The organism is Psychrobacter aestuarii, from assembly GCF_904846035.1.
Classification (GTDB): Bacteria; Pseudomonadota; Gammaproteobacteria; order Pseudomonadales; family Moraxellaceae; genus Psychrobacter; species Psychrobacter aestuarii.
Genome location: NZ_CAJGYT010000001.1, coordinates 1,554,453 through 1,580,699 on the forward strand (window position 1 = coordinate 1,554,453; position 26,247 = coordinate 1,580,699).

Below are 26,247 nucleotides of genomic sequence, written 5' to 3' on the forward strand. Positions count from 1 at the left end.
AAATAAGCCATTAAATACCTTTTGTGATGAGCAAATAGACAAAAACAGGTGTCTATATAAGTGATACACATGATGAGTATGAACTGGCGAGCTATACTACAAGGGTAAGCTTGTTATATTCTTGCACGGTTGTAAAAAACCATTAAAATCAATAATTTATAAGATACATTGTGTCTGTGAATCTTAATTTTTGTTATGAGTTGCTTTAGTCGTCTACACCCCTCGTACCGCGAAAGTGTATTGCAAATAAGCAAAGCCAAAGCGGTAGTAAAAAAGGACAAGCCCTCAGGTTTGTCCTTTTTTTATGCCTGCGATTTTGGTTAGACAGACACGCTCAGCGCAGGCGGGTCTGTGCTTCATTATCCTTAAACAGTGTCTTTGTATAAGCTTGTGTATCGGTGACTATCAAAAGCAAAGCGTGGCTGCTAGGATAAGTGATAAGCCGCTAAGCGCAGCAGCGCTTGATGCTTACCAGCGGTATCTACACCGATAAATAACAATGATTTCAATGACAGATACCCGCTGGTAAGCGCAACATGTGGTCGATAAATAGAATAAATCAGTAGCAATATTAAGGAAAAAAAATGGCAGAAAAAAACTACTACGAGATTTTGGGTGTCAGCCGCGACGCCAGTGACGGTGATATTAAGAAAAAATACCGCAAGCTGGTGCGCCAATATCATCCCGATGTCAGCGATGCGCCCGATGCCGATGCCAAAATCGCCGAGATTAACAACGCTTATGAAACCCTACGCGATAAAGACAAGCGCGCTGAGTATGACGCGATGCTCGACAATCCGTTTGGACAGCAGGGCGGCCTTGGTGGTCAAGGTGGTTTTGGTGGCGGCGCAGGACAGCAAGGCGGCTTTCGCTGGGAGGACATCAAAGACCAATTTGGCGATGGTGCGGCATTCGGTGGCGGCGACTTCCGCTTTGATGATATTTTTTCAGCCTTTGGGCGCGGCGCACGTGGTGGTAGCACGCAAAATCAGGGCGGCTTTGGTGGTTTTGGCGGCGGGTTTGGCACTGAGGACGCGCAAGGACAAGACCAGCATGCCAATATCAATGTGGACTTAGCATCGGTCTATTCAGGCGATGACTACAGCATTAAATTAAACGTCCCTGTACGTCAGCCAGGTGGCAGCATCAGCCATGAAAACAAAACCCTAAAAATTAAAATCCCCAAAGGCATTACGAGTGGCAAGCAAATTCGCTTGAGTGGGCAGGGTGGCGCCAGCATGGGCAATGGCAAAAATGGCGACTTATTCTTAAAGGTCAACATCACCCATGCCGATAATATTCGTCTAGAGGGCGCGGACGTGTACCAAACCATCAACATCACGCCATGGGAAGCGGCGCTCGGCGATACCCTCAACGTCAGCACGCCCGCGGGCACGCTTGGGGTACGTATTCCAGAGAACAGCAAATCAGGCAGCAATTTGCGTTTAAAAGGCAAAGGCATTCCTGCAAAAACCGCAGGCGATTTGTATTTGACCTTAAATATCGTTAACCCAAAAGTACAGAGCGAGGCACAAAAACAGGCGTATGAAGCGCTCAAAGCGGCGTTTGCTGACAGCCCTATCAGCCGCTAAGCCCGTTTGTATGGATAAAAAGGATGATTGCGCCATAACAACAAAAAGAGAAAAGGATAAAGTGTATGAAACATTCTAACGAGTTGACCGACCTTGTCATGACCTTGGACGAGCTGGTTGCCGCTTGCGGGCAAGAGCGTCAGTGGGTCTTGGCACTGATTGAAGAAAACATCATTGAATACGAGATTCCTGAGCAGCAGCAGTTTAGTGGCTATCAGCTCAGTACCGTGCGCCGCGCCTCGCGTCTGAGCCGTGACTTTGATGCCAGCGTACCTGCGATTGGCTTGATACTCGATTTGCTCGCTGAGGTTGAGATGCTGCGCGAGTTTAAGCGTCAGCAGCTTGCCCAGCAGCATTATATTGAAATTGATTTGTCTGATTATTAATCGCTGTTACGCAGACAAAATGCAGCCATGATAAAAATTACAGGCAAAAAAAAGGGTCGGCTTATGATAAGCCGACCCTTTTTTATGGTACTGATTACTTATTTCTAACGGGCAAACTTAGGGTCTGCCGCGGCGGTGAATAACACATCCGTAGATGAGTTCAATGCCGTCTCTGCCGAATCTTGAATCACACTAATAATAAAGCCGATAGCAACGACCTGCATGGCAATGTCGTTGGGAATGCTAAACAAGCTACAAGCGAGTGGAATCAGCAGCAATGAGCCGCCCGCAACCCCCGAAGCGCCGCACGCACTGACCGTCGCGACTAGGCTTAACAGTAGTGCTGAAGCAAAGCTGACTTCGATGCCGAGTGTGTGTGCAGCCGCCAAGGTCAAGACGTTGATGGTGATGGCCGCGCCCGCCATATTGATGGTCGCGCCTAGAGGAATGGTCACCGAATAGGTGTCTTCATGCACGCCAAGCTTTGCCGCTAGGTTCATGTTCACAGGAATGTTCGCGGCGGAACTGCGGGTAAAAAAGGCAGTGATGCCCGATTCGCGCAGGCAGGTAAAGACCAGCGGATAGGGGTTTTTACGCGTTTTGGCAAAGACAATCAATGGGTTGGCAACCAAGGCAATAAACAGCATACAGCCGACCAAAATAGCCAGGATACGCACGTAACCTGCCAGAGCTTCAAAGCCTGTCTCAGCGATGGTATTGGCAACCAAGCCAAAGATACCAAAGGGCGCTAAGGCAATCACCCATTTGACCACTTGCGAGATGGCATCAGAAAAATCAATCACCACTTTTCTTGCCGTTTCACTGGCACTGCGCAAGGCAAAGCCGATGACAATCGCCCACGCCAAGATGCCCATATAGTTGGCATTGGCAATGGCATTGACGGGGTTGGCCACCAAGTTCATGAGCAGCGTGGTCAAGACTTCTTGCACGTTGGCAGGGGGCGCTTGCTCAACGACGCTATTGACCAAGACCAATTCGGTTGGGAATAAAAAGCTTGCCGCAACGGCGGTCAACGCCGCCAAAAACGTGCCAAAAATGTACATAATCAGCACGGGCTTGACGTACACTTCGCCACCTTTTTGATGCTGACAAATCGCCGCCATCACCAAGATAAACACCAAAATCGGTGCCACTGCCTTTAGTGCGCCGACGAACAGCGTGCCGAGCAGTCCTAGCACAATGCCGACATTGGGCAACAGCCAGCCAACCAGTACCCCAAGCACCAGACCGATAATAATCAGTGGCACCAGTCCTATTCGTTGGTACATTGCTATCAATGAACGCATTAATCCACCCTCATCCTTATTGACAATCAGATTATTTCAAAACAGCATGATAAATGGGCGGAGATGGTAGCATTTTTTTGCCGCTGCGCCTACTCTCAAGTGCTTATCAACTATAGGGTTATTGCGTTTATTGGCTGATGGGTGCTTTTTGGTGCGGGATTAATAACGACAGGTTTTATGAAGTATAAGAAAAAATTATTGTAAGCAGGCGCTATAAGCGAAAATGCTCAAGGGTCGCCCCGCGTTGCTGATAGTGCTTGTACTTGTCGCGTCCGATTTGCACGCTGTGCTCGTCTGGGGCAATCAGCTCCAGCACGCGCGTCACATGACCGCCGTCGCTATGGATGGGAGCATCGTCTAGGTTTAAAACCACACCGTCATAGTTAAGGGGCAGCGCCGTACATAGATAGGCTGCGGGCGCCGCGCGGGTATCGCTTGGTATAGCGGCGATGGGTGCGTCTGTCCATAAATGATGGGGAATAAAGCTGCTGGCATCTAAAGACCACAGCGCCTCGTCGAGCTGTTGCAGGCGCGGCGTGTCTGTGGAGAGAATGACCAAAGGCTTGGCGCTTTGTTTTAACACCTTTTGCGTCAACTGACAAACAAAGCCCAAGATATCTTGGGCCTTATTTTCATTAAGTAAATAAAAACTGACCTGCATGGCGGTTTAGACCGATTCAGCATGGTTTTTTAGATACTGCATAAATAGCGGTACAGGGCGACCTGTCGCTGCTTTTTGTGCGCCTGAGTTCCATGCCGTGCCTGCGATGTCTAGGTGTGCCCATGGCTGACCGTCTTCGACAAAGCGTGATAAGAAGCACGCGGCAGTGACCGAGCCTGCGGCGCGACCACCGATGTTTTGCATGTCTGCGATGGGCGAATCGAGCTGCGTTTGGTACGCGTCATCCATCGGCATGTGCCACACCAAGTCGCCCGATTGCTCACTGGCGTTTTCTAGCGCAAACAGCACGTCTTCGTCATTGCTGTAAACGGCCGAACGGTGATGACCAAGCGCGATGATACATGCGCCTGTTAGCGTCGCCACATCGATGATGGCGGCAGGCTTGTAGCGCTGTACGTAGCATAGGGTGTCGGCGAGTACCAAGCGCCCTTCGGCATCGGTGTTTAGGATTTCGACCGATTTGCCATTCATGGCGGTGACGATATCACCTGGACGGGTGGCATCGCCTGAGGGCATGTTCTCTGCACATGCCAGTGCGCCAACAACGTTAATTGGCAGACGCGCTTCGCATAAGGCTTTGATGGTACCGATAACGGCCGCTGAGCCGCCCATGTCAAACTTCATCTCATCCATCGCTGCGCCTGGCTTGATAGAGATACCACCTGAGTCAAAGGTCACGCCTTTACCAACCAAGACGATGGGCGCATCGGTATCATAAGTGTCGGTTTCGCTCTCGCCAGTACCCTTGGCTTTTTTGCTCGGCAATTTGCCTGCCAAGGTTTTTAGCGCGCCTGTTTTATCTGCGGCGGTAGGGGTGGTTTGGATGCTTGATTTGCCGCGATATTCTAAAATAACCAGCTTGCCTTCTTTACTTGAGCCTTGTGCCACTGCCAAAAAGCAGTTCATGCCAAGCTCATCCATGTCATGCTCATCCAGCACGCTCACGGTCAACAAATCAGGATAGGCGTCTGCAAGATCGAGTGCTTGCTCTGCCATATAGGCAGGAAAACAGATGTTACCTGGCTCATTGGCAACGTCGCGGGTCAGGCTTTGACCAGCAAAGACCGCTTTGGCAAAATCGATGGCTGGCGCATAACGCTCATCAGCGAGCAGATAGATGGCAGTGAGGCGTGGGGTCGCTTGCTCAGATTTGTATTTGTCAAAACGGTAGCTAGCGGCCAACAGCTCTAGCGCAAACTGTTGCATACGGTTGCTATCAAGCGCGTCATCGAGCGCGATGGTCAGTGCCTCAACGCGTTTTTGCGTGTTTTCATAAATGGTGCGTGCGATTTTTTGCAAGCTGGCTTGGTTTAACTTGTCGGCATTACCCACGCCCACGAGCAACAACTGAATGGGGTTTTGCTTGGTGGTTTTTTTGTCGCCTGCTAAGGCATAATCGACCACGGTTTCGCCCGCTTTGCCTTTAAAGTGGGAGACCTCAATCAGCTGCTCAATACGCGTTTGATAGTCGCCAAGTGAGCCGCCCAAGATGTTTTGTTCGTCATCGACCAGTACCACAAGGCATGAGGCGTCTTTTGGTGTGGGTTTTTTCAGTATTTTTTTGGTGTGCGTCAGCGGCAATTGGTTGGTTAGGCTGATATGCATATATTGTTATCCTTATTTAATGTATAGCGCTTATAAAAATGGGGTCATACAGGGGCGGCGTGTTTTTGCGTGCCGATAACTTGGCATGGTCAGCAAATGCCGCACCTAGGTGACGGACAGTGTAGCATATCAAATGCCAAAGACGCTGTCTGCAAGGCTTGGGTAATGTTTGCAAACACTTTCGCCCGCCATCATTTACAAAAACGTGCTAGCATTAGCGCCTATTTTAAGGGCTTTCTCCTTGGTTTGAATTGGGCTGTTATTTGATGATATTGCGCCGTTATATGACCCGTCAGGTTGCCTCGACCACCGCTTTAGTGCTGGGTTTTTTGGTCGTGTTGATGTTGGGCGGGCGTTTGATACGTTACTTTGGTATTGCGGCCGAAGGTGGGCTGGACATCAGTCTGCTGTTTGTCATCATCGGCTATAACTTGCCGTATTTTTTGGAGCTGATTTTACCGCTGTCATTCTTTATTGGCTTGATGCTGGTGTTTGGGCGACTGTACGTTGACCAAGAGATGGCGGTGATTAATGGCAGCGGTCTGTCGCGTGGGCGTTTGGCGCGTTTGATGACGCCATTGATTTTGGTCTTGTTTGTGTTTGAGGCAGGACTGTCTGTGGTGGCTAAGCCGTGGGGTGTGGGCGCATCGGAGGCGGTGTGGCAGCGTCAAGCACTGAGCAGTGCCTTTGACCTTATCCGTCCGCGCGAGTTTATCAGCAGTGGCAATTATCACCTGTACGTCGGCAGCTTAAGCGATGATCGAAAGCAGCTGCAAGATGTGGTATTGATTCAAAACAAAGGCGATGACAGTGAAGCGGCGCGTGCCGATGCGGCAGGCGGCGATACTGAGGCGGTATCGGCGGCGGCAATGGACGACAATTTGCCACGCGCTTTGACCACCGCCATTGATGACGCGCCCTCGATTCGTAAAGACATCATCACCCTTGCCAAGCGTGCCGAGCAGGTCGAGGGCAGCGAGACGGGACAGGCGCAGCTTGATTTGTTTCAAGGTCGCCGTTATGAGGTCGCCGCCAATAGCCTAAAGTACAATCAAGTGAGCTTTGACCGCTATCGCATCACCTTAAATGAAGCGCCCAAAGAAGTGGTGACCGAGGACAATATCGAAACCCAAACCATCGGTCCACTGTGGCGCGCCGCCAGCCGCGGCGAGTCGGCACGTGATGATACGGCGGTGACGGCTGCACAGGCGGAGCTGGGTTACCGTTTGGCATTGCCATGGCTGATGATTATTGCGCCAATGCTGGCTGTGCCACTGGCGCAAGTGCGTCCACGTCAAGGGCGCTGGTTGCGTCTGTTTCCCTCGATTTTATTGTTCGTCAGCTGCGCGCTTGGCATTATTTCCCTCAAAAACGCCGTTGCCAAAGGCAGTGTCAGCTTCTGGGCGTATGCGTGGTTGGTGCTTGGCTTTATGCTGCTCGCGCTGTATCTGAACTGGGGCAGCCGTATCCAGCATCGCGTACGCTTTCGCGGCGCTAAAGGGCAAACCAAGCAGGTGGGAGGAACGCTATAATGTGGTCATTACCCGACATGCCTGCGCTGCGCGTCCTATCGCGCTATGTCAAATACAATGCTTTGGTCGCTATTTTGGCGGCGGTGGCGGGTCTGTGGGCACTGCAGATTGTCTTTGCCTACTTATCCGAGCTGGAATCGCTCAGCGACACCTATACCATGAGCGATGCCATCCGCTTTATTCTATACCGCTCGCCGTATTTTTTAGAGCAGTTTATGCCGACAGGGGCGCTACTCGGTGCGGTGGTGGGTTTGGGGCTGCTTGCCAATAAAAGCGAGCTGGTGGTCATGCGCGCTGCTGGCGTCAGTATTTATCGCATCGTCGGCTGGGTGCTACAGCCTGCGCTGGTGTTTGTGGTGCTTGCCTTAGCACTCAATCAGTTTGTTTTGCCGCACAGCAACCAGTTGGCAAGCGACATCAATAATGAAGACAACAACAGCATCACCTCGGTGCGTGGCTACTGGACGGTACAGCCGCGTATGAGCGAGACGGATGCAGATAACAATCAAGCGGCGAGTAGCGAGCGCGGTGGCAGCGATATTTTGTACATTGATTATGCCGATGTGAATGGCAATATGGGCACGATTAAGCGTTGGCATTTGGATGACAATGGCAATCTGGTGACCGCCATTCGTGCTACCGAAGGGCGCTATGAAGGCGAGGTCCAAGCGCCTGATGCCAATGGCGAGACCCAAAGCCGCTACATCTGGCGCTTGAACAACATGACCGAGCTGAGCATCGCTCAAGGCTTTGACAGCAAACAAGTACAAAGCGCAAGCAATACGCTGGTGCTGCCCTTTGCGCCAAAGTCGGTATCGCTGCTGACCCGCGACGCTGACAATCTGTCGCTCACTGAGCTGTACGCGCACCGTCAGCTGATGAAAGAGCAGGACAAGCGCTCACTGTCGCATGAGCTGGCCTTTTGGCAAAAGCTCTTATCACCATTATCTATTTTGTCTTTAGTCGTGGTCGCCTGTTCTTTCGTATTCGGCTCGCTGCGCAGTCACAGCTTAGGCTTGCGTATTGTTGTGGCGCTGCTGTTCGGCTTGCTGTTCAGCTACATTCAGGATTTGGTGGGCTTTATCTCTTTGGCGACAGGCTGGTCACCTGTGCTGATGGTGCTGCTGCCGATTCTTGCCAGCGCGGGGTTGGGTATTTACTTTATCAAGCGGCAGATGTAAACGCGGCTCGTACCCAGTGCCATTAGGCATCAAAAAAGCACCTGTATACAGGTGCTTTTTTGTGTCTATACGCTTAGTCTTTGGTCGCCATGGTGATGGTGTAGGTCTTGCCTTGCTTCACTTTTGAGGCATGCCCAAACACTTCGGTAAAGGCGCGGCGCATAAACTGACGCAAGCCATTGATGGTCACCACATAAAAGCGTCCGCCGCTACGCATGCGTGCATGTGCGTCGAGCAGATACAGATAGTGCTGCTCTTTACCCACTTTCGCGGGCAGGTTCGACATCACAAGGCTAAAGTCTTTGTTTGGGTCAACGTGGTTAAAGCCGTTTGACAGATGCACGTCAACATTATGCAGACCATTTTTCTCGCAGTTTTGACGGGCATATTCCACCGCCATAAAATCCTTGTCCACCAAGGTATGCTGCCCGTTTGGACATTCGCGCGCCGCCGTCATGCCGAGCACGCCGTAGCCACAGCCCAAATCAATCGAATCATCATCAGGCAAAAAGTCTACATAATCGAGCAGCATCAGGCTGCCATCATCGAGCTTTTGCGGAGAAAAAATGCCCCATGTGGTGGTAAAGTCAAAAGGCTTGCCGAGCACGTCTTGGCGAAAGGCAATGTCCTCACGCCAGTGCTGGGCGTTTCTTAACAAGTCGGCAGGCGGTCGATGGCTCATGAGATTCCCAAACTGGTGATATATAAAAAGGTGCAAGACAAGGGCGCACGCGGAGGTAGCCGCTATTGTAGCGGCAAATGCGGGATTTTGCAGCATCCGATTTATAGAATTGTATGACGGTGGTGACCACAAAGGCGCGACACGGATACAGACGCCTTGTCAGCGGTTGCAGCAAACGGTCAGCCTTGCCTTAACAGACGGTTTATTCAACGATTTTGATGCTACGCGGACTGGGCACAATCATATAGACTTTTGGTGTTTGAATCACTTCGAGCGCCGTCAGCGAGATGGTATCGCCCGCCATGCCTTCGAATTTTTCGTCGCGCGAAAATTCCGTTACGGTGCTGTATTCTTGACCGTTGGTATCACGCAAAAATAGGATTTGCCCATTTTGTGTACTTTTTACTTGCACGACTTGGAGCTGCATTTGCTGCGCGCTCGGCGTAGTGGTGCTGTCACTCGCCATCATCGGCGCAGTCGTGCTACACGCCGTTAAAGCAAGCGCGCCAGAGAGTAAAAATGGACTTAAAAATGTTTTCATTGAGCCTCCTTGTATGGCTGTATGATGACCATCATAGCAAGCATTGATACGATTTGGGACAAAATTTATGAACCACCAGCAAGGATACGGCGCTTCATTTTGTGGCTTAATCAACCATGAACGTCGTATCAAATGCCTTTATTGTCATTCGCCCAAGCGTTTTTTTAACACATAATCAAACACAAACGGACCAAAAGGCAAAAACGAGCCAATCACGCCAGCGGGTATTGCCCAGAGCGGCAGTCTGATTTTTGTCGCCGTAAAAAAGAGCACCACAATATAGGCGATAAATAGGACGCCGTGTGCCATGCCGACATAGCGCACCATCTCAGGCATGCCGAGCATGTATTTGAGCGGCATCGCCACGCATAAGAGCAACAAAAAAGACGTGCCTTCCAAATAGCCCATGAGGGTCAGTTTTTTTAAGGCAAACTGTTGCGCTTTGCTTAAGGCAGGTGCAGCGGTTGATGACGCGTAAGACACAATACAATCCTTGGATTATCAATGAATGTGGATTATTAATAAATGAGATTTTGCATACGTTATTCACCCGCGCGGGTGGTGCTCAGCGTGCAGCTTTTGCAAGCGCGCGGTCGCCACATGGGTATAAATCTGCGTGGTGGACAAGTCGCTGTGCCCGAGCAGCAGCTGGACGCTGCGCAAGTCCGCGCCATGATTGATGAGATGCGTGGCAAAGGCATGACGCAAAGTGTGCGGGGATAAATCTTTGTCAATCGCGGCGGTCTTGGCATAGCGCTTAATCAAATACCAAAAGTTTTGCCGCGTCATGTAGCCGCCTTGCGCGGTCAAAAACACTGCTTGGCAGTTGCCCGCCTTAAGATGCGCGACCAGCTCACCGCGCCCGTAGGTCAAATAGTCCTCAAGCGCGCCCAGTGCATATTCCCCAAGGGGCACGAGGCGCGTTTTGTTGCCTTTACCTGTAATCTGTAGCCAGCCTGCGTTTAGGTTAACCTGCTCGATGGTCAAATGTATCAGCTCACTGACGCGCAGTCCGCAGGCATACAGCACCTCAAGCATCGCCTTGTCGCGCAGTCCGAGCGCTGTGTCCATATCGGGCGCAGCAAGCAAGCGCTCTATGTCTGCTTCGGACAAGTCTTTGGGCAAACTGCGACCGAGCTTGGGCGTTTTGATGCGCGCGCACGGGTTGTCCTCACGCACATTTTCGCTCACCTGCCAGCCAAAAAACTGGCGCAAGCTTGAGAGCACGCGTGCTTGGGTACGGGCGGTTTTGTTGTCGCGCGACAATTGCGCCAAGCAGTGCTGCACATCTTCCGCTTGCCATTCGGGCAGGGGGGTTGCGGTACTTTTGGCGGCATGATGCAAATCGCGGATATAGGCATTGCGCGAGCGCGTGGCAAGACCGCGTGCCACAAGCGCTGCGCGAAAGGCACTCAGATACGGTGGCTCATCCTCGATGGATAAGGCTTTGGGCTTTCTGGGCTGTAGGGCGCGGTCTCGGCTCATAACGGCTCACTTGATTCAACGAACACTACAGCGATTTTTTCTTAACCAAATAGCGATAGCGGTCGGTATCAACGGTTTCTTGATGCAACAAGGTGTGCCCCAGATGACGACAAAAATTAGGAATGTCGCGCGTGGTGGCGGGGTCGGTTGCCAGTATTTCAATCACCTCGCCGCCCTCAGCCTTGCGAATGGCTTTGTGCAGCATCATCACAGGCTCAGGGCAAATCAGCCCTTGGGTGTCAAGATGATGGTCGATACTGACGTCGTTAGGTACAGATACAGTCATAGTCAAAAGGCTTTTGCTCAAAAAAGTAATCAATAAAATAAGAAGCGCGCGGGCTATTGTGCTGTGGCGTCATCATTTGCCACATCATCCGCCGCCAAAAATTTAAAAAAGCGCCGAAAATTCGCCTGAAATAAAAATGCCACCCCAAGCCATGATGCCAGCCCGAGCCACGCGGTCGAAGCGAATAGCAAACCGCCAATCAATAAAACCGTGGAGACACCGACACTCAGCGCAATCATCGAGGGTTGGCTTAGGCGGTAGCGGTACAAGACCAGCGCGTCATACACCGTCAAAGGAATGGTCAGCGCAATCAGCAGATACGGCAAATAATAAAACAGCTGATACAGCACATCACTGCTATGAAAGCTCTGTAAGCTCGCTATCGTACCGAACACCACAAACGCGGCAATCGCGGCATAAATCAAATAGATGGCGATTTTGTTGGCGCGGCGTGCGCCCTCAATACGGGCAATGGCTAAGGGTGAAAAACCATGCCGCGGGGCATCATGGGATAAGCTCATAACAAGTCGCACCAGCTGCTAAAAAAAGAGGCATTATATCAACACCATAAAAATACAGAACCGTGTCACAGATCAAAAGCCACATGACCTACGCCAATAGGCGCAGATACGGCGCTTTAGTCTTTAGACACCGCCGCAATCGCAAGCGCACTGCTTGGCTCAGAAAAATACGCCGAGAGCAAAATACACGCCGAGATGTCATCAATCGGGTCGTTTGGCTGCTGAATCCAGCCCTCATCCCACGCCAGCTCACGCGCCGCGATAGAGGTTAGGCGCTCATCGCAGAGTAACACCTCAACCAGCATTCGCTGCTCACTCATGCGGTGCGCCAAGCGGCGGGCAAACTTGTGCGCGCGCTTTGAGAGCATGGAGCTGCTGCCATCCATATTGAGCGGCAGACCGACGACCACTTGGGTCACGCCCCACGTATCAATGATGCCAAGCAGGTTGTCCCAGTCTGGCTGACCGTTGTTCATGGCCAGAATATCAAAAGCACGCGCGGTATTGGTGATACTGTTACCGAGCGCCATGCCCATTTTTTTGACCCCGTAATCGAGTCCCAATATCAGCTGCGGCTTGGTGTGCGTGGCTTTTTCCGCTGTAGGGGTGTCGCTCATCGCTTCATACTGACTCATTGTAGCAACCATTTTCTCTCATCAAAAACCCTCACTATATGGTCTTCGTTTATGCATCGTGCCCATCGCAGCGGACTGCCCCAGCCATCAGGCGTGACCAATGTCACTGCTTAAGCGCTCAAAATCGACCCCAATCTTATCCGCCGCCACTTGCCAGCGCTCTTCAAAAGGAGTGTCAAACAATAAGGACAAATCGGCAGGACACACCAGCCAATCGCCACTTTCAAGCTCTTCTTCTAACTGTTTTTTGCCCCAACTGGCGTGACCCAAGCACAAATGATAATGCCCAACGCCTTGTCCTGCGGCGATGCGCTTTAAAATATCTTGGCTGGTGGTGATGCACACGTTTTCCGAGATGGCGAACGAGGATGCCCACATCGGCTGCCCTGTATGTAGCACAAAGCCGACCTCAGGATACAGCGGACCACCTGCCAATGCCAAATCTTCCATTACCTCAGGGGTGGTCACCTCAATGCCCAAATCCTCTAACAGCTTGCCCACGCGCGCCGCGGGTATCGGACGATTGACCATCAGTCCCAGCGCCCCTTGCTCATCGTGACGACAGATATAAATGAGCGCCTGCGCAAACCGTGGGTCGGGCATTTGGGGCGCTGCAATTAAGAAGTGATGGGTCAAATTGGTTTTGGACATAAGAGTAGGCACAACCTATGAATGGAACCTTACTATATGGCGATAGCGGCTAAAAAATCAACACGCGCCAACTCAGCGCGCGACGTCGTGTAGCAGACTACGGGCGTGTTCGCGGGTCACCTCAGTGATGTTCACGCCGCCTGACATACGCGCCAGCTCATCGACTTGCGCGTCGTTGTCCAGTATCTCAAGCTCGCTGCGGCTTTGTTCTTCATGATGCTTTTTGACCAAGATATGCTGATGCGCTTGCGCGGCGACCTGTGCTTGGTGAGTGATGGCGAGCAGCTGTTGTTTTTCGCCAAGGGTGCGCAGCATCGCGCCCACCACCTGCGCGGTAGCACCACTGATACCGACATCGACTTCATCGAACACCAGCATCGGCTTGTTGCCCTCATCGCCTTTGGTGGCGTATAGCACCTGCATCACCAAGGCCATACGCGACAGCTCACCGCCTGAGGCAATTTTGTGCAAGGGCTGCATTGGCATCCCCACGTTGGCGCTAAAATGCAGCTCAATATCATACAAGCCTGAGGCGCTGCCTTGGCTTTTTGAGGTAAAGACAAAATTGCAGCGCGCATTGGGCAGCGCTAATGGCTGCAAGTGCGTCACCAGCTGCGCACATATCGCGGGTGCGGCGGCTTGGCGCTCAGCATGCAATTTTTCGGCAAGGCCTAAATACGCCTGCCATGCCGTGTCAATTTGCGCAGACAGTACCGCACTGCTGGGCGCATTCTCTAGTGTCTCTAGTTCTGCTTGCCACTCTTTTGCGGTGTCTATCAATGCCCCTGTCAGCACGCCATGCTTGCGTGACAAGCGGTGCCCAAGGCTAATCAAGTTATCAAGGGTTTGCAGGCGCTCAGGGTCGGGCAGCTGCTGCTCAGCATAATCACGCAGTAATGCGGTGACATCGGTAATGTGCTGCTGCGCCAAATATAGCTGTTCTGAGGCTTGCGAAAAAGTTTGGCTGACGCCGCTTTGCCCGTCGCACAGCTTGATGGTTTGTCCAATCAAGGTCATCACATCTGGCTCATCGCTGTCGCTATCGAGCAGATGCAAACTGTGACTCGCCTCAACCATCAAGGCCTCAATATTAGACAGCTCTTCATGCTCGGCTTCAATCGCGGCATAATCGACATCCAATAATGGCGCAACATCGCTGAGCTGACTGCTGAGCAAATTGATGCGGTCTTGACGCTGCGCCTCATGCGTCGCCAGCGCTTTGGCTTCGCGCACCAATGCGTGATGCGTGTGATACGCCTCTGCCGTTTGCTCGGCAAGCGCGCGTGTCCCTGCCATCTCATCGAGCCATTCAACCACAAACTGCGGCTTTAACAAGGCTTGCTGCGCGTGCTGACTGTGCATGCTGACCAAGAGCGCGCCTAGGCTTTTTAATTCCGCCAGACTGATGGGCGCGCCATTCAGCCACGCTTTGGAGCGACCATTGCTGCTCAGCTGCCGACGAATCAATACTTCAGGCTCATCAAGCATCCGCTCATTGCTGGCAAACCACGTTGCCACCGCCGTATTGCCTGTCACATCAAACTGGGCATAAATATCAGCATGCGGCGCGCCATGTCTGACCATGGCGCTATCGGCGCGGCCACCAAGACACAACAGCAGCGCATCGAGCAGCAAGGACTTGCCCGCGCCTGTCTCACCTGTAATGACATTAAAGCCCTCACAGATGCCAAGCTCATGACGCGCAATCAGCGCAAACTGGTGTAACGTTAAGGATAGTAGCATCAAGCTCTCTCTGACAGACAATAAAGGCAGCATTGCCCAGATAAAGAAACAAAGCACGGTCGTGATGGCAGCGGGCGTGCTTATGATAAGGTGTAAGGCGTTGCGCGCTCATAAATATGCAGATAATAAGGGTTCTCATTGTGCCAAATAGAGGCGATTATCCGCAGGGCAACGGACCGCATAACTGCGTTTAGCCTAGCCACAACCCACGACAAAAGCAACCCAATTATGAGCGCTATTGTAGCGATATTGAACAAAAATCACAGACGTTTTCTTAAGGCAAAGCCATTGATAATGATGGATTATTTAGGCATCTTACAAAAAAAACAAGACGATTATGGATAAAAATTGCCCTGCATTCACATGTGCTGTAACAAACTTTATAGATATAATGTGGTAGCATTATCTTACCTAATCACAAACTCATCTTACAATCTCCACAACAAAACCTCAGGTTCGATGGCGATTCGACGTTCGGTGGCAGCAGACCACACAGACAGAGTGAGCCGATAGGGGAATCGGGTATGTCATCACTGTAGTGCTACTACATGCCTATTATGCAGTGACTTATTTTTTAGTTTAGCAATAATTATTTGATAAGGAAGCCACTATGTCAGCGGCACAATATAAGAATGTGACAATCAATGCGCAAGCCAGCATCTCTTATGATGGACGTTGCTCAAGCCATACCATTATGTTTGAGGATGGTCGCCAAAAAACGCTAGGGGTTATTCTACCTTGTGAAAATTTGGTCGAGCACTACCAGTTTATCACCAATACCTCAGAGCGCATCGACATCATCAGTGGTGAATGTGAAGTGCAGCTGCATGGCGAAGAAGATTTTAGCTATTACCGCGCAGGGCAAGGCTTTGTCGTCGAGGGCGACAGCGGTTTTAACTTACGTACCGAAGAGATTGTTCAATACGTCTGTCACCTAGAAGGCTGATGGCACACAAATACATGATGGTCTGCCGCTTTGTGCGGCAGTTGTTTTTTTGATGGTAGGCTTATTATGGCAAAACCCAGCTATTTTTACGGCATTCACGCCATTGAGGCACTGCTCAACCAGCGCCCGATGGACGCGCTCAGTTTGTTTGTGCAACAAGGACGCGAAAAAGACGCGCACATTGCTCAGATTATCGACACCGCAAGCGCCCATGGTACCAGTATCCAATACAGTCAAAAAGACAAGCTCAGCCAATTGTGTGCAAGCCCGCAGCATCAAGGCGTGGTGTTACATGCCCGTCCTTTGGGCTTTACCGATGAGCGCTGTTTGGATGCGCTCATCGCGCATGAGCAGTGTCTGTTTTTGGTGTTAGACCAAATCACCGACGCCCACAACTTTGGGGCGTGTTTACGTACCGCTGTGGCGATGGGCGTGGATGCGGTAATTATTCCAAAGCATCACGCGGCAAGCCTAACGCCAACGGTCGCCAAAGTCTCTGTCGGTGCGGCAGAATTGATGCCTATCGTTAGCGTGACCAATCTGGCACGTACTTTAGGTCAACTAAAGCAGGCGGGCGTGTTCGTTTATGGCACGGCGCTTGATGACGCTGCTGCGCCCATCAGCACGGTCGATATGCGCGGTAAAACGGCTTTGGTCATGGGCTCAGAAGGGGAAGGGATGCGCCGCCTAACGATGGAGTGCTGCGATGCGCTGGTATATATCCCGATGTCAGGCAACGCCCAAGGCAATTTACAAAGCTTGAACGTCAGTGTCGCCACGGGCATGGCACTATACGAAATCAATCGTCAGCGCCAGCCAAACTAAGATAATACTGATGCAGCGGCGCTAACTGCGCGTGTAGCTCTGCCAAGGTAGCGTCGTTGCACACCACATCATCAGCATGCTCATTGCGCGCAGCACGTGGCAGCTGATTGGCCATGATGGCCTTAATCTTGGCCATACTTTGGTCGTCGCGACCACTGGCACGTACCAACTGCGTGTCTTCGGTGGCATCAATCACCAAAATGCGCTGGCACAAATTGGCCAGACCCGCTTCTGCCGCCTCAATCAGTAACGGCGCTACCAAAATGCTATAAGGCGAGCGACTGTTTGCCAGTTGGCGCTTTGCCATCTCGCGAATGGCAGGATGGGTAATCGCTTCTAGCGCCATCAGCGCCGCAGGATGATTGAACACATGCGCGCGTACCGCCGCGCGGTCCATCTCTCCTGATGGCAAGAGTACCCAATCCCCCAGTTTTTCTTGAATTTTCAGTAACGTTGGGCTGCCTTTTGCCACCACCGCGTGCGCAATCACATCGGCATCAATCACATCAATACCCTGCTCGGCAAACCAAGCACTGGCCGCGGACTTACCGCTACCAATACCCCCTGTCAAACCAATGACCACGGAAGATGGCATATCTTGGTGTGCCGCTGATAACGACGAAGACTGTGTGTGAGGTTGTGACATAAAATTGACTTATTTGCTTGGTAATATCAAAAATAAAAACGGTACACAATAAAAACCACGACCGATCATCAGCGCAGAATAAAAAGTACCACGGACGGTCTGTATCTTGGGGCGGGGAGAATCATAATAAAGTACCCGCCCAGTCCCTCATAATTACCGATTAAACGTACATACCCAAATACCAAGCGGTAATGTCATCGCCGTAAAATAGCGCAATGATGCCTGCAATGGCAATATACGGTCCAAACGCAAAGGGGCGGCTCTCGCCTTCAATTTTCATCAGAATCATACCAATAACCGCGCCCAGCAGTGATGAGAGCAGGATAATCAGTGGCAGCATGGCGGCGCCAAGCCAAGCGCCCAGTGCGGCGAGCAGCTTAAAATCCCCTTGCCCCATGCCTTGCTTTTTGGTCAACAAATAAAATACCCACACCACCGTCCATAAGGACAAAAAGCCGAGCAGCAATCCCCAAATAGAAGCCGTGGGTGAGACCAACCAGCTTTGACTGTTGACCGCCAAACCCAGACCCGCCAAAGGAAAAGTTAAGCGATCAGGCAGCAGCTGGGTATCAAAATCGATTCCCGTTAAGGCGATAAGCACCCACACCAAAACAAGGGCAGAAAGGCCTGTGGCAGTCACGCCAAAATAATAAATGACCAATGCCGATAATAGGGCAGTTATCAGTTCAACAAACGGATAGCGAATGCTGATGCCGTGTTTACAATCCGCGCAGCGACCGCGTAAGAGTAGCCAGCTGATCAGTGGAATATTCTCATACCAGCGAATACGGTGACCACAATGCGGGCAGCGAGATGCAGGTTTACTGAGCGTTATCGGGGTGTCTTTGGCCGCGATATCCACCAAAGGCTGGATGTGGATACTGGGCATATCCGCTTGCATTGCCAAGAACTGACTGGATTCTTGACGCCAGCCGTATTGCATCATCAACGGCATACGGTGGATAACAACGTTTAAAAAACTGCCAACGCACAGCCCCAATAGGGTAAAAACCACAAGGGCTATAGCCATATTGTCTTGCAATAAGGTAAAAAACGACATGAATAACCGATCCTATTTATCCGACAACCGAACCCATTTGGAAAATAGGCAGGTACATCGCAATTACCAAGCCGCCCACCAATACACCAAGAATGGCCATGATCATAGGCTCCATCAAGCTGGTCAATCCATCCACCGCGTTGTCCACCTCGTTTTCATAATAGACAGCTACTTTTTCAAGCATCTCTTCCAAGCTACCTGCCTCTTCACCAATGCCCACCATCTGAATGGCCATACTTGGGAACAAGTTGGTACTGCGCATAGAAAACTGTAGCTGTTGTCCTGTGGAGACATCATTTTTGACCTGCTGAGTGGCATCATAAAACACCACGTTGTTGGTCGCGCCTGCGGTTGAGTCAAGCGCATCAATCAGTGGTACACCCGCGGCAAAGGTGGTTGATAAGGTGCGGGCAAAACGAGCAATGACCGCTTGATAAGCAATCTTGCCAAAAATCGGCGCTTTGAGTACCGCGCGATCTAAAAAGTCACGAAACTTTTTACTGCGTTTTTTGCCTTCAGAAAACGCAATTACTGCACCGCCAATAAGAATGATTAAAATAAACCACCACGCCTGCATCCATTCAGACATACTGACAACCATTCGTGTGAAAGCGGGCAGCTCTGCACCAAATGAGGCAAACAAGTCGGCAAATACAGGCACCACTTTTACCAGCAGAATGATGGTCACAATGATGGCCACCACAATCACTGCAATGGGGTATTTCAACGCCTTTTTAATCTTGGCTTTTAGCAGCTCGCTTTTTTCTTTATAGGTTGCGACCCGCTCAAGCATGATCTCAAGCGCCCCTGACTGCTCACCTGAAGCAACCAAAGAGCAAAACAAATCATCAAAGTAGCGTGGGTGTTTTCTAAGCGCCGAAGCAAAAGTACCCCCTGCCTCGACATCGGCTTTGATGGCCAGTACCAAGTCTTTCATGCTGGGGTTGTCTAATGAGTCCGCCACAATTTCAAAAGACTGGGTTAGAGGAACACCGGCTTTCATCATGGTGGCCAGCTGCCGTGAAAAAATAGCAATATCAATCGGTTTGATGCCCTTCTTCATGCTGAATAAGGGTTTGGGCTTTTTCTTGATACTTTTGACCGTAACGCCTTGCTTACGTAAGGTGGCTTTCGCCAGCTCCATACTGCGGCTGGTCGTCTCACCTTTGACTTTTTGCCCTTGTCTATTGACGCCATCATAGACAAAGTCAAGCAGCATGTCGGTTTTTACTTTTGCTTTTGCCATTTATTACCCCAGTACGCTCGTGTCCATGCTCACTATAATGTGTGTACCGCTTTATGACACAATGTTGCTGTATCTTTGTTGATTGTTTGTTTATCATAGCGCATTGTGTATATGGCTGCCATGGCTATTATGCAGTAATTGTAGCCCAGTGCTCACTTATTAAAGCGCGTATTCATACGTCTATTCTGAGGTTACCCGCATCATTTCTTGAATACTGGTCACACCTTGTAAAACCTTCATAATCCCCGAGCGGCGCAAGTCCCGAAAGCCGCCTGCCACTGCCGCGTCTTTAATATCAATGGCATTGCCATCTTCCATAATGATGCGGGAGATGTCTGGCGTCACTTTCATCACTTCATAAATCCCCACACGTCCTTTGTAGCCTTCACGGCACTCACCACAGCCAACGGGCTCATAAATAATATTGGCAGCATCGTCCAAATCATCATTGGTAAACCCAAGCTCAAGCAGACTTTGGCGGGGCAGGTTGATGGGCTTTTTGCAATTAGCGCACAGTCGCCGTGCCAAGCGCTGTGCAATGACCAAGTTGACTGAGGTGGCGATGTTAAACGACGCCACACCCATATTACGCAGTCGAGTCAGGGTTTCAGGCGCAGAGTTGGTGTGTAGGGTGGAGAGTACCATATGTCCAGTTTGTGCCGCTTTAATGGCGATTTCTGCGGTTTCTAAATCACGAATCTCACCGACCATCACGATATCAGGATCTTGGCGCAGAAAGGATTTTAGGGCGCTGGCAAAGGTCAGACCCACTTTGGCATTCACGTTGACCTGATTGATGCCTTCTAAGTTAATCTCAACAGGGTCTTCGGCGGTAGAGATATTGGTTGCGCCTGTGTTTAGGATGTTAATCCCAGTATACAAGGAAACGGTTTTACCCGAGCCTGTCGGTCCCGTAATCAGGAGCATACCTTGAGGTTTGTTTAAGGCTTCTAAAAACAAGTCTTTTTGGTCAGGCTCATAGCCTAACGCGTCAATACCCAGCATTGCTGACGAGGGGTCTAGGATACGAAGAACGATTTTTTCACCGAACAGGGTAGGTAAGGAGTTGACACGAAAGTCAATGGCTTTGGTTTTAGAGATTTTTAGCTTGATACGCCCATCTTGCGGCACGCGGCGCTCAGAGATGTCCATTTGCGACATGACCTTTAAACGCGCGGCAATCTTGCCTGCCAGCTGTACCGGCGGACTGGCCATTTTTTGCATCACCCCATCGACGCGAAAGCGTACACGGTAAGACTTTTCATACGGCTCAAAATGCAAATCCGAGGCGCCCATACGAATGGCGTCAATCAACATCTTATTGACAAATTTGACGACGGGCGCTTCATCGATACTATTAGACAACGTGGTTTCATTGCTGTCACCGTCACTGGTTTCACCCAGATTGGTGTCAAATTCTGTATCGTTAAAGCTTGCAAAATCTTGAGTGCTGTCGGCATAAAACTCATCAATACAGCGTTTGAGCTTGTCTTCTTCTACCACCACGGTTTCGATAGACAGACGGGAGTTAAAAGCGATGGCATCGATGGCATCGACGCGGGTAGGGTCGCTAAGGGCCACAAACAAGCGCTGACCGCGCTTAAAAATAGGCAGCGCATTGAATTTGCGCACGATTTTTTCATCGACCAAGTCTTTTGGAATGCTGTCTTTATTCAGCGTACTCAAATCAAAGAGCGGATCGCCAAAAGACTGAGACAACAGCACCGCAATGGCCTGCGCATTGGCCATTTTATGCTCGACCAAGTAAGACACCATACTGATTTTTTGTTGCTGCGCTTCTTGTTGCGCGGTTTTCATATGCGCTTCGCTTACAATCCCTGCGCTGATCAGCTGCTGTGCCAAGCCTCCTAGCGTCCCTGATGCGGTTGCCATCGATGTGTCTCCTTGATGTAGATGGTGCGTTGATAGTGCCCAATACCACAATGAGTGGCTTTCACGTACGATAACGCGGCAATACCAAAACGCACAAAACCTGAGTCTACCAGCGTATCTGTGCGTCTTATTCGCCGTCAATATAACGCGTTTTGCTTCTTCTTTATAGACTGTGCATTATGGCATGATAGTGCGGTTTTTCGTATATATTTAGTAGGGCACAAAAATTTGCTATACTGACGCGGCGCGCGGTACCTGACATGACCGCACTCTCATTTTACAGACAGCTCACACAAGGTAGATAAGCAATGCAGGCTTGGGTAATTGGCAATTGGAAACAAAATCCAGCAACGCAGCACGCGGTCAATGCACTGGTTAATGATTTAAAACAAACAGACCGTACATGCCTTGCGCCCAGCTGCCGTCTGATGGTTGCCCCAAGCACTATTCATATCGCTGGGGTGAGCGCTCAATTACAAGGCTCTGGTATCCTATGCGCAGCGCAAGACATCAGTGCCCATAGTGCAAGCACAGGCGCGTACACGGGCGATATCTCAGCCGCGCAAGCCTTTGACGCTGGCGCGCGCTGGAGTATTTTGGGTCATTCAGAGCGCCGCGAGTATCATCAAGAAGACCACGAGACGCTGGTGCAAAAAACCCAAAACGCGCTAAGCGAGCAGCTGGGCGTGATTTTTTGTATTGGCGAGAGCCAGCAGCAGTACGATGACAAGCAAACCCTTGAGGTGCTGAGCACCCAGCTTGATGTGATTGCTGATGTTGTCCGCCGTCTTGATGACCCCACTATCTTGTCAACGCAGCTGATTGTCGCTTATGAGCCTGTATGGGCAATTGGCACTGGCAAAGTACCGACGGTCGATGAGGTGAGCGCCACGCACACACATATCAAGCACACCTTAGCAGGTTATCATAACGCACTTGCCAATACAGCGGTGCTCTATGGCGGTAGTGTCAATGCTGGTAATGCGGCTGATTTTGCTGCAAGTCGCGTCATTGATGGCGCATTGGTTGGCGGCGCGTCATTAAAGGCAGAGAGCTTTATGACTATTGCGCAGGCCTTTGCCGCAGCAAAAGCATAAGCGTCTTTGCGTGACTTATCAGCTATAGTGCGTCAGGGTTTGTAATTTTTGATACAAAAAACTTGCGGCAAACGTCTTAGCGGATTTAACACGTTCCATCGAATCGTGTACAATGCGCCGCATTTACCATGAATTTTGTGTGTTATGACAGTTGGTTTGCGCGGGATTTTACCGCGATTGGCTAAGTGTTTTTGGTGCCAACCGACTTTATCTTTGTTACTTGTCGTCTTAACGCGGCAAAAGAGGTGACCATGTTTACTTTTATACTGGCCTTACATATTATCGTGGCAATTGGCATGATTGGCTTGATTTTGATACAGCATGGCAAAGGCGCAGATGCAGGGGCTTCGTTTGGTGCGGGGTCGTCAGGCACCGTATTTGGTGCAGCAGGTAGCGCCAACTTTTTGACGCGCGCAACAGGCGTACTGACAGCGGTATTTTTTATCACCAGTATGGCGCTTGCCGTGCATGCGCGTGAGCAGGCCGAAGACCAGTTCCGTTTGGATGCGCCAGTGTCAGTACCTGAAACGCCGCGCCCGTTAACCGAAAATCCTGAATCGTAAAAGACAAGGTATATCAAGCGGCCAAAAATAAGTCGCTTGCAATTTTTAATAACTCGCTTTACAATGCCTGCTTCGTTACTGAGTAAGCGCATGCACCAGTCATGCAAACCATGAAGTAACGTCGCTCATATTTTTGCGATTGTGGTGGAATTGGTAGACACGCTATCTTGAGGGGGTAGTGGCGCAAGCTGTGGGGGTTCAAGTCCCCCCAATCGCACCAATATAAAAGCGCGGCACAGCGCGTAGTGAAGATAATCGATACGATATTTAAATTTATTTAAAATAACGTTTGACAGAATGATTATCCTCACCTACAATGTGCATTCTAAATTGATGCGGGGTGGAGCAGTCTGGTAGCTCGTCGGGCTCATAACCCGAAGGTCGTTGGTTCAAATCCAGCCCCCGCTACCACTTTTTATACTGATTATTGTACGAAATACGGTCAGTTGTTATTAACCCACCATTATGTTTGTGGGTTTTTTTGTATCTGATTGTCGGTGCTATCACGGTATCTATCCTACTTATGTTAAGCTCTATGCCATTAGAGTGCGATAACATCCGTTAATCATGCAAACCGCATGAGCCAAACCATTTTGCGCTTTTCGGCGACTGTTTTGTCATATGTTGCATTGTTTATACCGACAGTCAGCAGTGGCTTTATGCTGCCGCGTGCTTGGTCATTGGTCGTTACTGGCATAAGTATGATGCTTGCCATGATGGCGCAGTAGCGACAGGCACAGCGTGACGGCTAAGAAACAGCACAACAGCGACGCTACTGACCGAGCATGGGCTTATGGCCACATCGTTTATCTAAGACACACTGAAGATGGCATGGGTCATCAGGCTAAAAATAAAGGCCTTGCCCACGCTACTTGATATAGGAAATAACAAAGACATCATGAAACTTTCGACCAAAGTTGCTGAATTGACCCGTATTATCGAACCTGCTGTGGCCGCTTGTGATGTGGCATTGTGGGGCGTGGAATTTGTACCGCAAGGGCGCCGCTCTTTATTGCGCATTTACATTGAAGCCTTGCCAGAAGACAAAGCTCAAGACAAGCAAGTGACCATTGAGGATTGCTCTGCCGTTACCCATCAGGTCAGCGGTATCCTTGAAGTGCATGACCCGATTGCAGGTGAATATGTGCTTGAGGTGTCATCGCCAGGGTTTGATCGTGCGTTCTTTGTCAGTGAACAGATGCAAGACTATATCGGTCAGACCATCAGCCTACGCTTGATTCAAGCGATTGGTCAAGGCAGTGACAAGCGCCGCAAAGTGACGGGTAAGCTTGAGCAAATGAGCGAAGAGAGTCTGAATTTGACCACCAATGATGGTGAGCAATTTACGATTGCTTTTAGCAACATCGATAAAGCCAATTTGGTGTACGAGGACGAGTAAGTATAGCAATGTGCGTTAAATAGCGTATGATAAGTGCGCCAAGCAGCACATGCCCGCTTGTTACCAATAATTTAATATACCAATGATAACAGTTGAGTCAGTATAGGACAGGTATAACATGAGTCGCGAGATTTTAACGGTTGTAGAAACCGTCAGTAATGAAAAAGGCTTAAATCCTGAAGATATCTTCGAAGCCATTGAAGACGCTTTGGTGGTATCTACTAAGAAGAAAGTATACACCGAGCAGCCTGAAGTGGCGATTCGTGTATCTATCGACCGCGCTACCGGTGACTATGACACGTATCGTTATTGGACCGTGGTTGCCGATGAAGATCACGAAATGCCAGCGTGCCAGCTTGCCATTACTGACCTTGACCAAGACGAGTGGTCTATCGGTGATATTAAAGAAGAACAAATCGAATCTATCGAGTTCGGTCGTATTGCGGCAACGCAAGCCAAACAGGTGATCATCCAAAAAATCCGTGAAGCTGAGCGCGCCTTAGTTGCTGACGCTTTTGAGCCGCGTATTGGCGAGATGATGTTTGGTGAAGTCAAAAAACAAACCCGTGATGGCTACATTATTGACCTAGGCGACAATGCTGAAGGTTATCTGTCGCGCGACCAAATGCTGCCTCGTGAGCAGCTGCGTGTAAAATCACGCATCAACGCCATTTTGTATCATGTGAACCGTGAAAACCGTGGCGCACAGTTGTTGCTATCACGTACCCATCCTGAAATGCTTTCAGCCTTGATGCAAAAAGAAGTGCCTGAGATTGCCGAGCAAATCATTGAGATTCGTAACGTTGCGCGTCTGCCTGGCACCCGTGCCAAAATCTCGGTCAAAACCAATGACCACCGCATTGACCCTGTGGGCGCTTGTATTGGTATGCGTGGTACGCGTATCCAAGCGGTACAGCAAGAGCTGGACGGCGAGCGTATTGATGTCGTGGTATGGTCAGATGACCCAGCGCAGTACATCATCAGCGCCCTAGAGCCTGCTGATGTCAGCAGCATCATCCTTGATGAAGACACGCAAACGGCAGACATTATCTTTAGCACCAATGATCAGTTGGCACGTGCGATTGGCTCACAAGGGCAAAACGTACGTCTGGCCTCAGAGCTGACAGGATACAAGCTGAACATGATGCTCGAAGAAGAGTATCAGCAGCGTCAAGAAAACGAAACCAAGGCGTACGTAAACTTATTTTATGAGCGCCTAGAGGTCGACCACGACCTAGCACAAGCCTTAGTCGACATCGGCTTTACCAGTATTGAAGAAGTCGCTTATGTGCCTGTTGAGACCTTTTATGATATCGAAGGGCTGGACGATGAAGCCATTGATATGATTCAAGAACGTGCCAAAGAAGTGGTCATCGCCGATGAGCTGATGAAACAGCAAAACATGAAAGAGCCCAGCGAAGAGCTGCTTGCCCTTGAAGGTATGACCACCAGTTGGGCATACAAGATGGCGCAAAAAGACATCATCACCTTAGATGATTTGGCTGAGCAGGCGGTGTTTGATTTAGAAGATATTGAAGGTTTGGATGCCCAAATGGCAGGCAAGCTGATTATGAAAGCTCGGGAATCGTGGTTCAATGAATAGGCGTTGACGGCATATCACTGTCTTTTGGTGGTATGCTATGCATCAAACGTGTTTGTACCCATTGGCGTGTTAAACGTATTAACGCCTGTGGGTACAAACCAAACGCAATCATTTGTAGCCAACAATTGAATTGAAATATA

Annotated in this window: 26 protein-coding genes and 2 tRNA genes; 12 read left to right on the plus strand and 16 right to left on the minus strand. The window is 50.3% G+C overall.

Going from position 1 to position 26,247, the window contains the following annotated elements:
- Window positions 1-584: 584 nt before the first annotated feature.
- Window positions 585-1,592, plus strand: a complete 1,008-nt coding sequence (locus tag JMW05_RS06515) for a DnaJ C-terminal domain-containing protein (protein ID WP_201504519.1) — start codon at window positions 585-587, stop codon at window positions 1,590-1,592.
- A 65-nt stretch (window positions 1,593-1,657) separates the two neighbouring features.
- Complete coding sequence (locus JMW05_RS06520; RefSeq protein ID WP_201504520.1) at window positions 1,658-1,978, plus strand: chaperone modulator CbpM; 321 nt, start codon at window positions 1,658-1,660, stop codon at window positions 1,976-1,978.
- A gap of 104 nt (window positions 1,979-2,082) precedes the next feature.
- Here the strand turns inward: JMW05_RS06520 and sstT are convergent, their stop codons facing one another.
- The 3 genes from sstT to JMW05_RS06535 all read right to left on the minus strand — a co-directional run bounded on the left by sstT (window position 2,083) and on the right by JMW05_RS06535 (window position 5,572).
- Window positions 2,083-3,285 carry a serine/threonine transporter SstT gene (gene sstT / locus JMW05_RS06525; protein WP_201504521.1) on the minus strand — a complete coding sequence of 401 codons (1,203 nt, stop codon included), beginning with the start codon at window positions 3,283-3,285 and terminating at the stop codon, window positions 2,083-2,085.
- Window positions 3,286-3,496: 211 nt separating this feature from the next.
- Window positions 3,497-3,946 (minus strand): DNA polymerase III subunit chi, encoded by a 450-nt coding sequence (locus tag JMW05_RS06530; RefSeq protein ID WP_201504522.1) that lies wholly within the window; start codon window positions 3,944-3,946, stop codon window positions 3,497-3,499.
- A 6-nt stretch (window positions 3,947-3,952) separates the two neighbouring features.
- On the minus strand, window positions 3,953-5,572 hold the full coding sequence (locus JMW05_RS06535; RefSeq protein ID WP_201504523.1) for a leucyl aminopeptidase: 1,620 nt from the start codon (window positions 5,570-5,572) through the stop codon (window positions 3,953-3,955).
- A gap of 284 nt (window positions 5,573-5,856) precedes the next feature.
- Between JMW05_RS06535 and JMW05_RS06540 the strand changes: the two genes are divergently transcribed.
- Both JMW05_RS06540 and lptG read left to right on the plus strand, forming a co-directional pair.
- Window positions 5,857-7,104: an LPS export ABC transporter permease LptF gene (locus JMW05_RS06540; protein WP_201504524.1), complete on the plus strand. Its 1,248-nt coding sequence runs from the start codon at window positions 5,857-5,859 to the stop codon at window positions 7,102-7,104.
- Window positions 7,104-8,285: an LPS export ABC transporter permease LptG gene (gene lptG, locus JMW05_RS06545; protein WP_201504525.1), complete on the plus strand. Its 1,182-nt coding sequence runs from the start codon at window positions 7,104-7,106 to the stop codon at window positions 8,283-8,285. The genes JMW05_RS06540 and lptG overlap by 1 nt, the downstream gene beginning before the upstream one ends.
- Before the next feature lie 73 nt (window positions 8,286-8,358).
- Here lptG and JMW05_RS06550 read toward each other — a convergent pair whose 3' ends face one another.
- The 9 genes from JMW05_RS06550 to recN form a co-directional block, all read right to left on the minus strand.
- On the minus strand, window positions 8,359-8,967 hold the full coding sequence (locus JMW05_RS06550) for a class I SAM-dependent methyltransferase (protein WP_201504526.1): 609 nt from the start codon (window positions 8,965-8,967) through the stop codon (window positions 8,359-8,361).
- Between the two features lie 202 nt (window positions 8,968-9,169).
- Entirely contained in the window at window positions 9,170-9,508 is a 339-nt protein-coding gene (locus JMW05_RS06555; RefSeq protein WP_201504527.1) for a hypothetical protein, read from the minus strand.
- Between the two features lie 144 nt (window positions 9,509-9,652).
- A complete protein-coding gene (locus tag JMW05_RS06560; protein WP_265090598.1) occupies window positions 9,653-9,991 on the minus strand; it encodes a DUF3817 domain-containing protein in 339 nt (112 codons plus the stop codon).
- 63 nt (window positions 9,992-10,054) lie between these two features.
- Window positions 10,055-10,993 (minus strand): site-specific tyrosine recombinase XerD, encoded by a 939-nt coding sequence (gene xerD / locus JMW05_RS06565; protein ID WP_201504528.1) that lies wholly within the window; start codon window positions 10,991-10,993, stop codon window positions 10,055-10,057.
- A 25-nt stretch (window positions 10,994-11,018) separates the two neighbouring features.
- Complete coding sequence (tusA, locus tag JMW05_RS06570; protein WP_201504529.1) at window positions 11,019-11,279, minus strand: sulfurtransferase TusA; 261 nt, start codon at window positions 11,277-11,279, stop codon at window positions 11,019-11,021.
- Between the two features lie 53 nt (window positions 11,280-11,332).
- Window positions 11,333-11,800, minus strand: coding sequence for a hypothetical protein (locus JMW05_RS06575; RefSeq protein WP_201504530.1), 468 nt, complete (start codon window positions 11,798-11,800; stop codon window positions 11,333-11,335).
- A gap of 116 nt (window positions 11,801-11,916) precedes the next feature.
- Complete coding sequence (gene ruvX, locus JMW05_RS06580) at window positions 11,917-12,435, minus strand: Holliday junction resolvase RuvX (RefSeq protein WP_201504531.1); 519 nt, start codon at window positions 12,433-12,435, stop codon at window positions 11,917-11,919.
- Window positions 12,436-12,522: 87 nt separating this feature from the next.
- Window positions 12,523-13,086 (minus strand): YqgE/AlgH family protein, encoded by a 564-nt coding sequence (locus JMW05_RS06585; RefSeq protein ID WP_201504532.1) that lies wholly within the window; start codon window positions 13,084-13,086, stop codon window positions 12,523-12,525.
- A gap of 72 nt (window positions 13,087-13,158) precedes the next feature.
- Window positions 13,159-14,829, minus strand: a complete 1,671-nt coding sequence (gene recN, locus JMW05_RS06590; RefSeq protein ID WP_201504533.1) for a DNA repair protein RecN — start codon at window positions 14,827-14,829, stop codon at window positions 13,159-13,161.
- Window positions 14,830-15,439: 610 nt separating this feature from the next.
- On the opposite strand from recN, the gene ppnP reads away from it, so the two are divergent.
- Together ppnP and rlmB are read left to right on the plus strand one after the other, a co-directional pair.
- Complete coding sequence (gene ppnP / locus JMW05_RS06595) at window positions 15,440-15,775, plus strand: pyrimidine/purine nucleoside phosphorylase (protein WP_201504534.1); 336 nt, start codon at window positions 15,440-15,442, stop codon at window positions 15,773-15,775.
- 66 nt (window positions 15,776-15,841) lie between these two features.
- Window positions 15,842-16,600, plus strand: coding sequence for a 23S rRNA (guanosine(2251)-2'-O)-methyltransferase RlmB (gene rlmB, locus JMW05_RS06600; protein ID WP_201504535.1), 759 nt, complete (start codon window positions 15,842-15,844; stop codon window positions 16,598-16,600).
- Here the strand turns inward: rlmB and coaE are convergent.
- The 4 genes from coaE to pilB all read right to left on the minus strand — a co-directional run bounded on the left by coaE (window position 16,575) and on the right by pilB (window position 21,445).
- The gene (coaE, locus tag JMW05_RS06605) at window positions 16,575-17,246 is read right to left on the minus strand and encodes a dephospho-CoA kinase (protein ID WP_201504536.1); all 672 of its coding nucleotides are present in this window, start codon (window positions 17,244-17,246) and stop codon (window positions 16,575-16,577) included. The two genes, rlmB and coaE, sit on opposite strands and share 26 nt — an antisense overlap.
- Window positions 17,247-17,406: 160 nt before the next feature.
- Window positions 17,407-18,306 (minus strand): prepilin peptidase, encoded by a 900-nt coding sequence (locus JMW05_RS06610; protein ID WP_201504537.1) that lies wholly within the window; start codon window positions 18,304-18,306, stop codon window positions 17,407-17,409.
- A 16-nt stretch (window positions 18,307-18,322) separates the two neighbouring features.
- Window positions 18,323-19,552 carry a type II secretion system F family protein gene (locus tag JMW05_RS06615; RefSeq protein ID WP_201504538.1) on the minus strand — a complete coding sequence of 410 codons (1,230 nt, stop codon included), beginning with the start codon at window positions 19,550-19,552 and terminating at the stop codon, window positions 18,323-18,325.
- Between the two features lie 180 nt (window positions 19,553-19,732).
- Complete coding sequence (pilB, locus tag JMW05_RS06620; RefSeq protein WP_201504539.1) at window positions 19,733-21,445, minus strand: type IV-A pilus assembly ATPase PilB; 1,713 nt, start codon at window positions 21,443-21,445, stop codon at window positions 19,733-19,735.
- Window positions 21,446-21,753: 308 nt separating this feature from the next.
- Here pilB and tpiA point away from each other — a divergent pair, with 308 nt between their 5' ends.
- The 6 genes from tpiA (at window position 21,754) to nusA (ending at window position 26,107) form a co-directional block, all read left to right on the plus strand.
- Entirely contained in the window at window positions 21,754-22,542 is a 789-nt protein-coding gene (gene tpiA, locus JMW05_RS06625; protein ID WP_201504540.1) for a triose-phosphate isomerase, read from the plus strand.
- A gap of 251 nt (window positions 22,543-22,793) precedes the next feature.
- The gene (gene secG / locus JMW05_RS06630) at window positions 22,794-23,105 is read left to right on the plus strand and encodes a preprotein translocase subunit SecG (RefSeq protein WP_201504541.1); all 312 of its coding nucleotides are present in this window, start codon (window positions 22,794-22,796) and stop codon (window positions 23,103-23,105) included.
- Between the two features lie 135 nt (window positions 23,106-23,240).
- A tRNA-Leu gene (locus JMW05_RS06635) sits at window positions 23,241-23,325 on the plus strand.
- A gap of 114 nt (window positions 23,326-23,439) precedes the next feature.
- Window positions 23,440-23,516, plus strand: a tRNA-Met gene (locus tag JMW05_RS06640).
- A 487-nt stretch (window positions 23,517-24,003) separates the two neighbouring features.
- Window positions 24,004-24,504, plus strand: a complete 501-nt coding sequence (rimP, locus tag JMW05_RS06645; RefSeq protein WP_201504542.1) for a ribosome maturation factor RimP — start codon at window positions 24,004-24,006, stop codon at window positions 24,502-24,504.
- Between the two features lie 118 nt (window positions 24,505-24,622).
- The gene (gene nusA / locus JMW05_RS06650) at window positions 24,623-26,107 is read left to right on the plus strand and encodes a transcription termination factor NusA (protein WP_201504543.1); all 1,485 of its coding nucleotides are present in this window, start codon (window positions 24,623-24,625) and stop codon (window positions 26,105-26,107) included.
- Window positions 26,108-26,247: the final 140 nt, after the last annotated feature.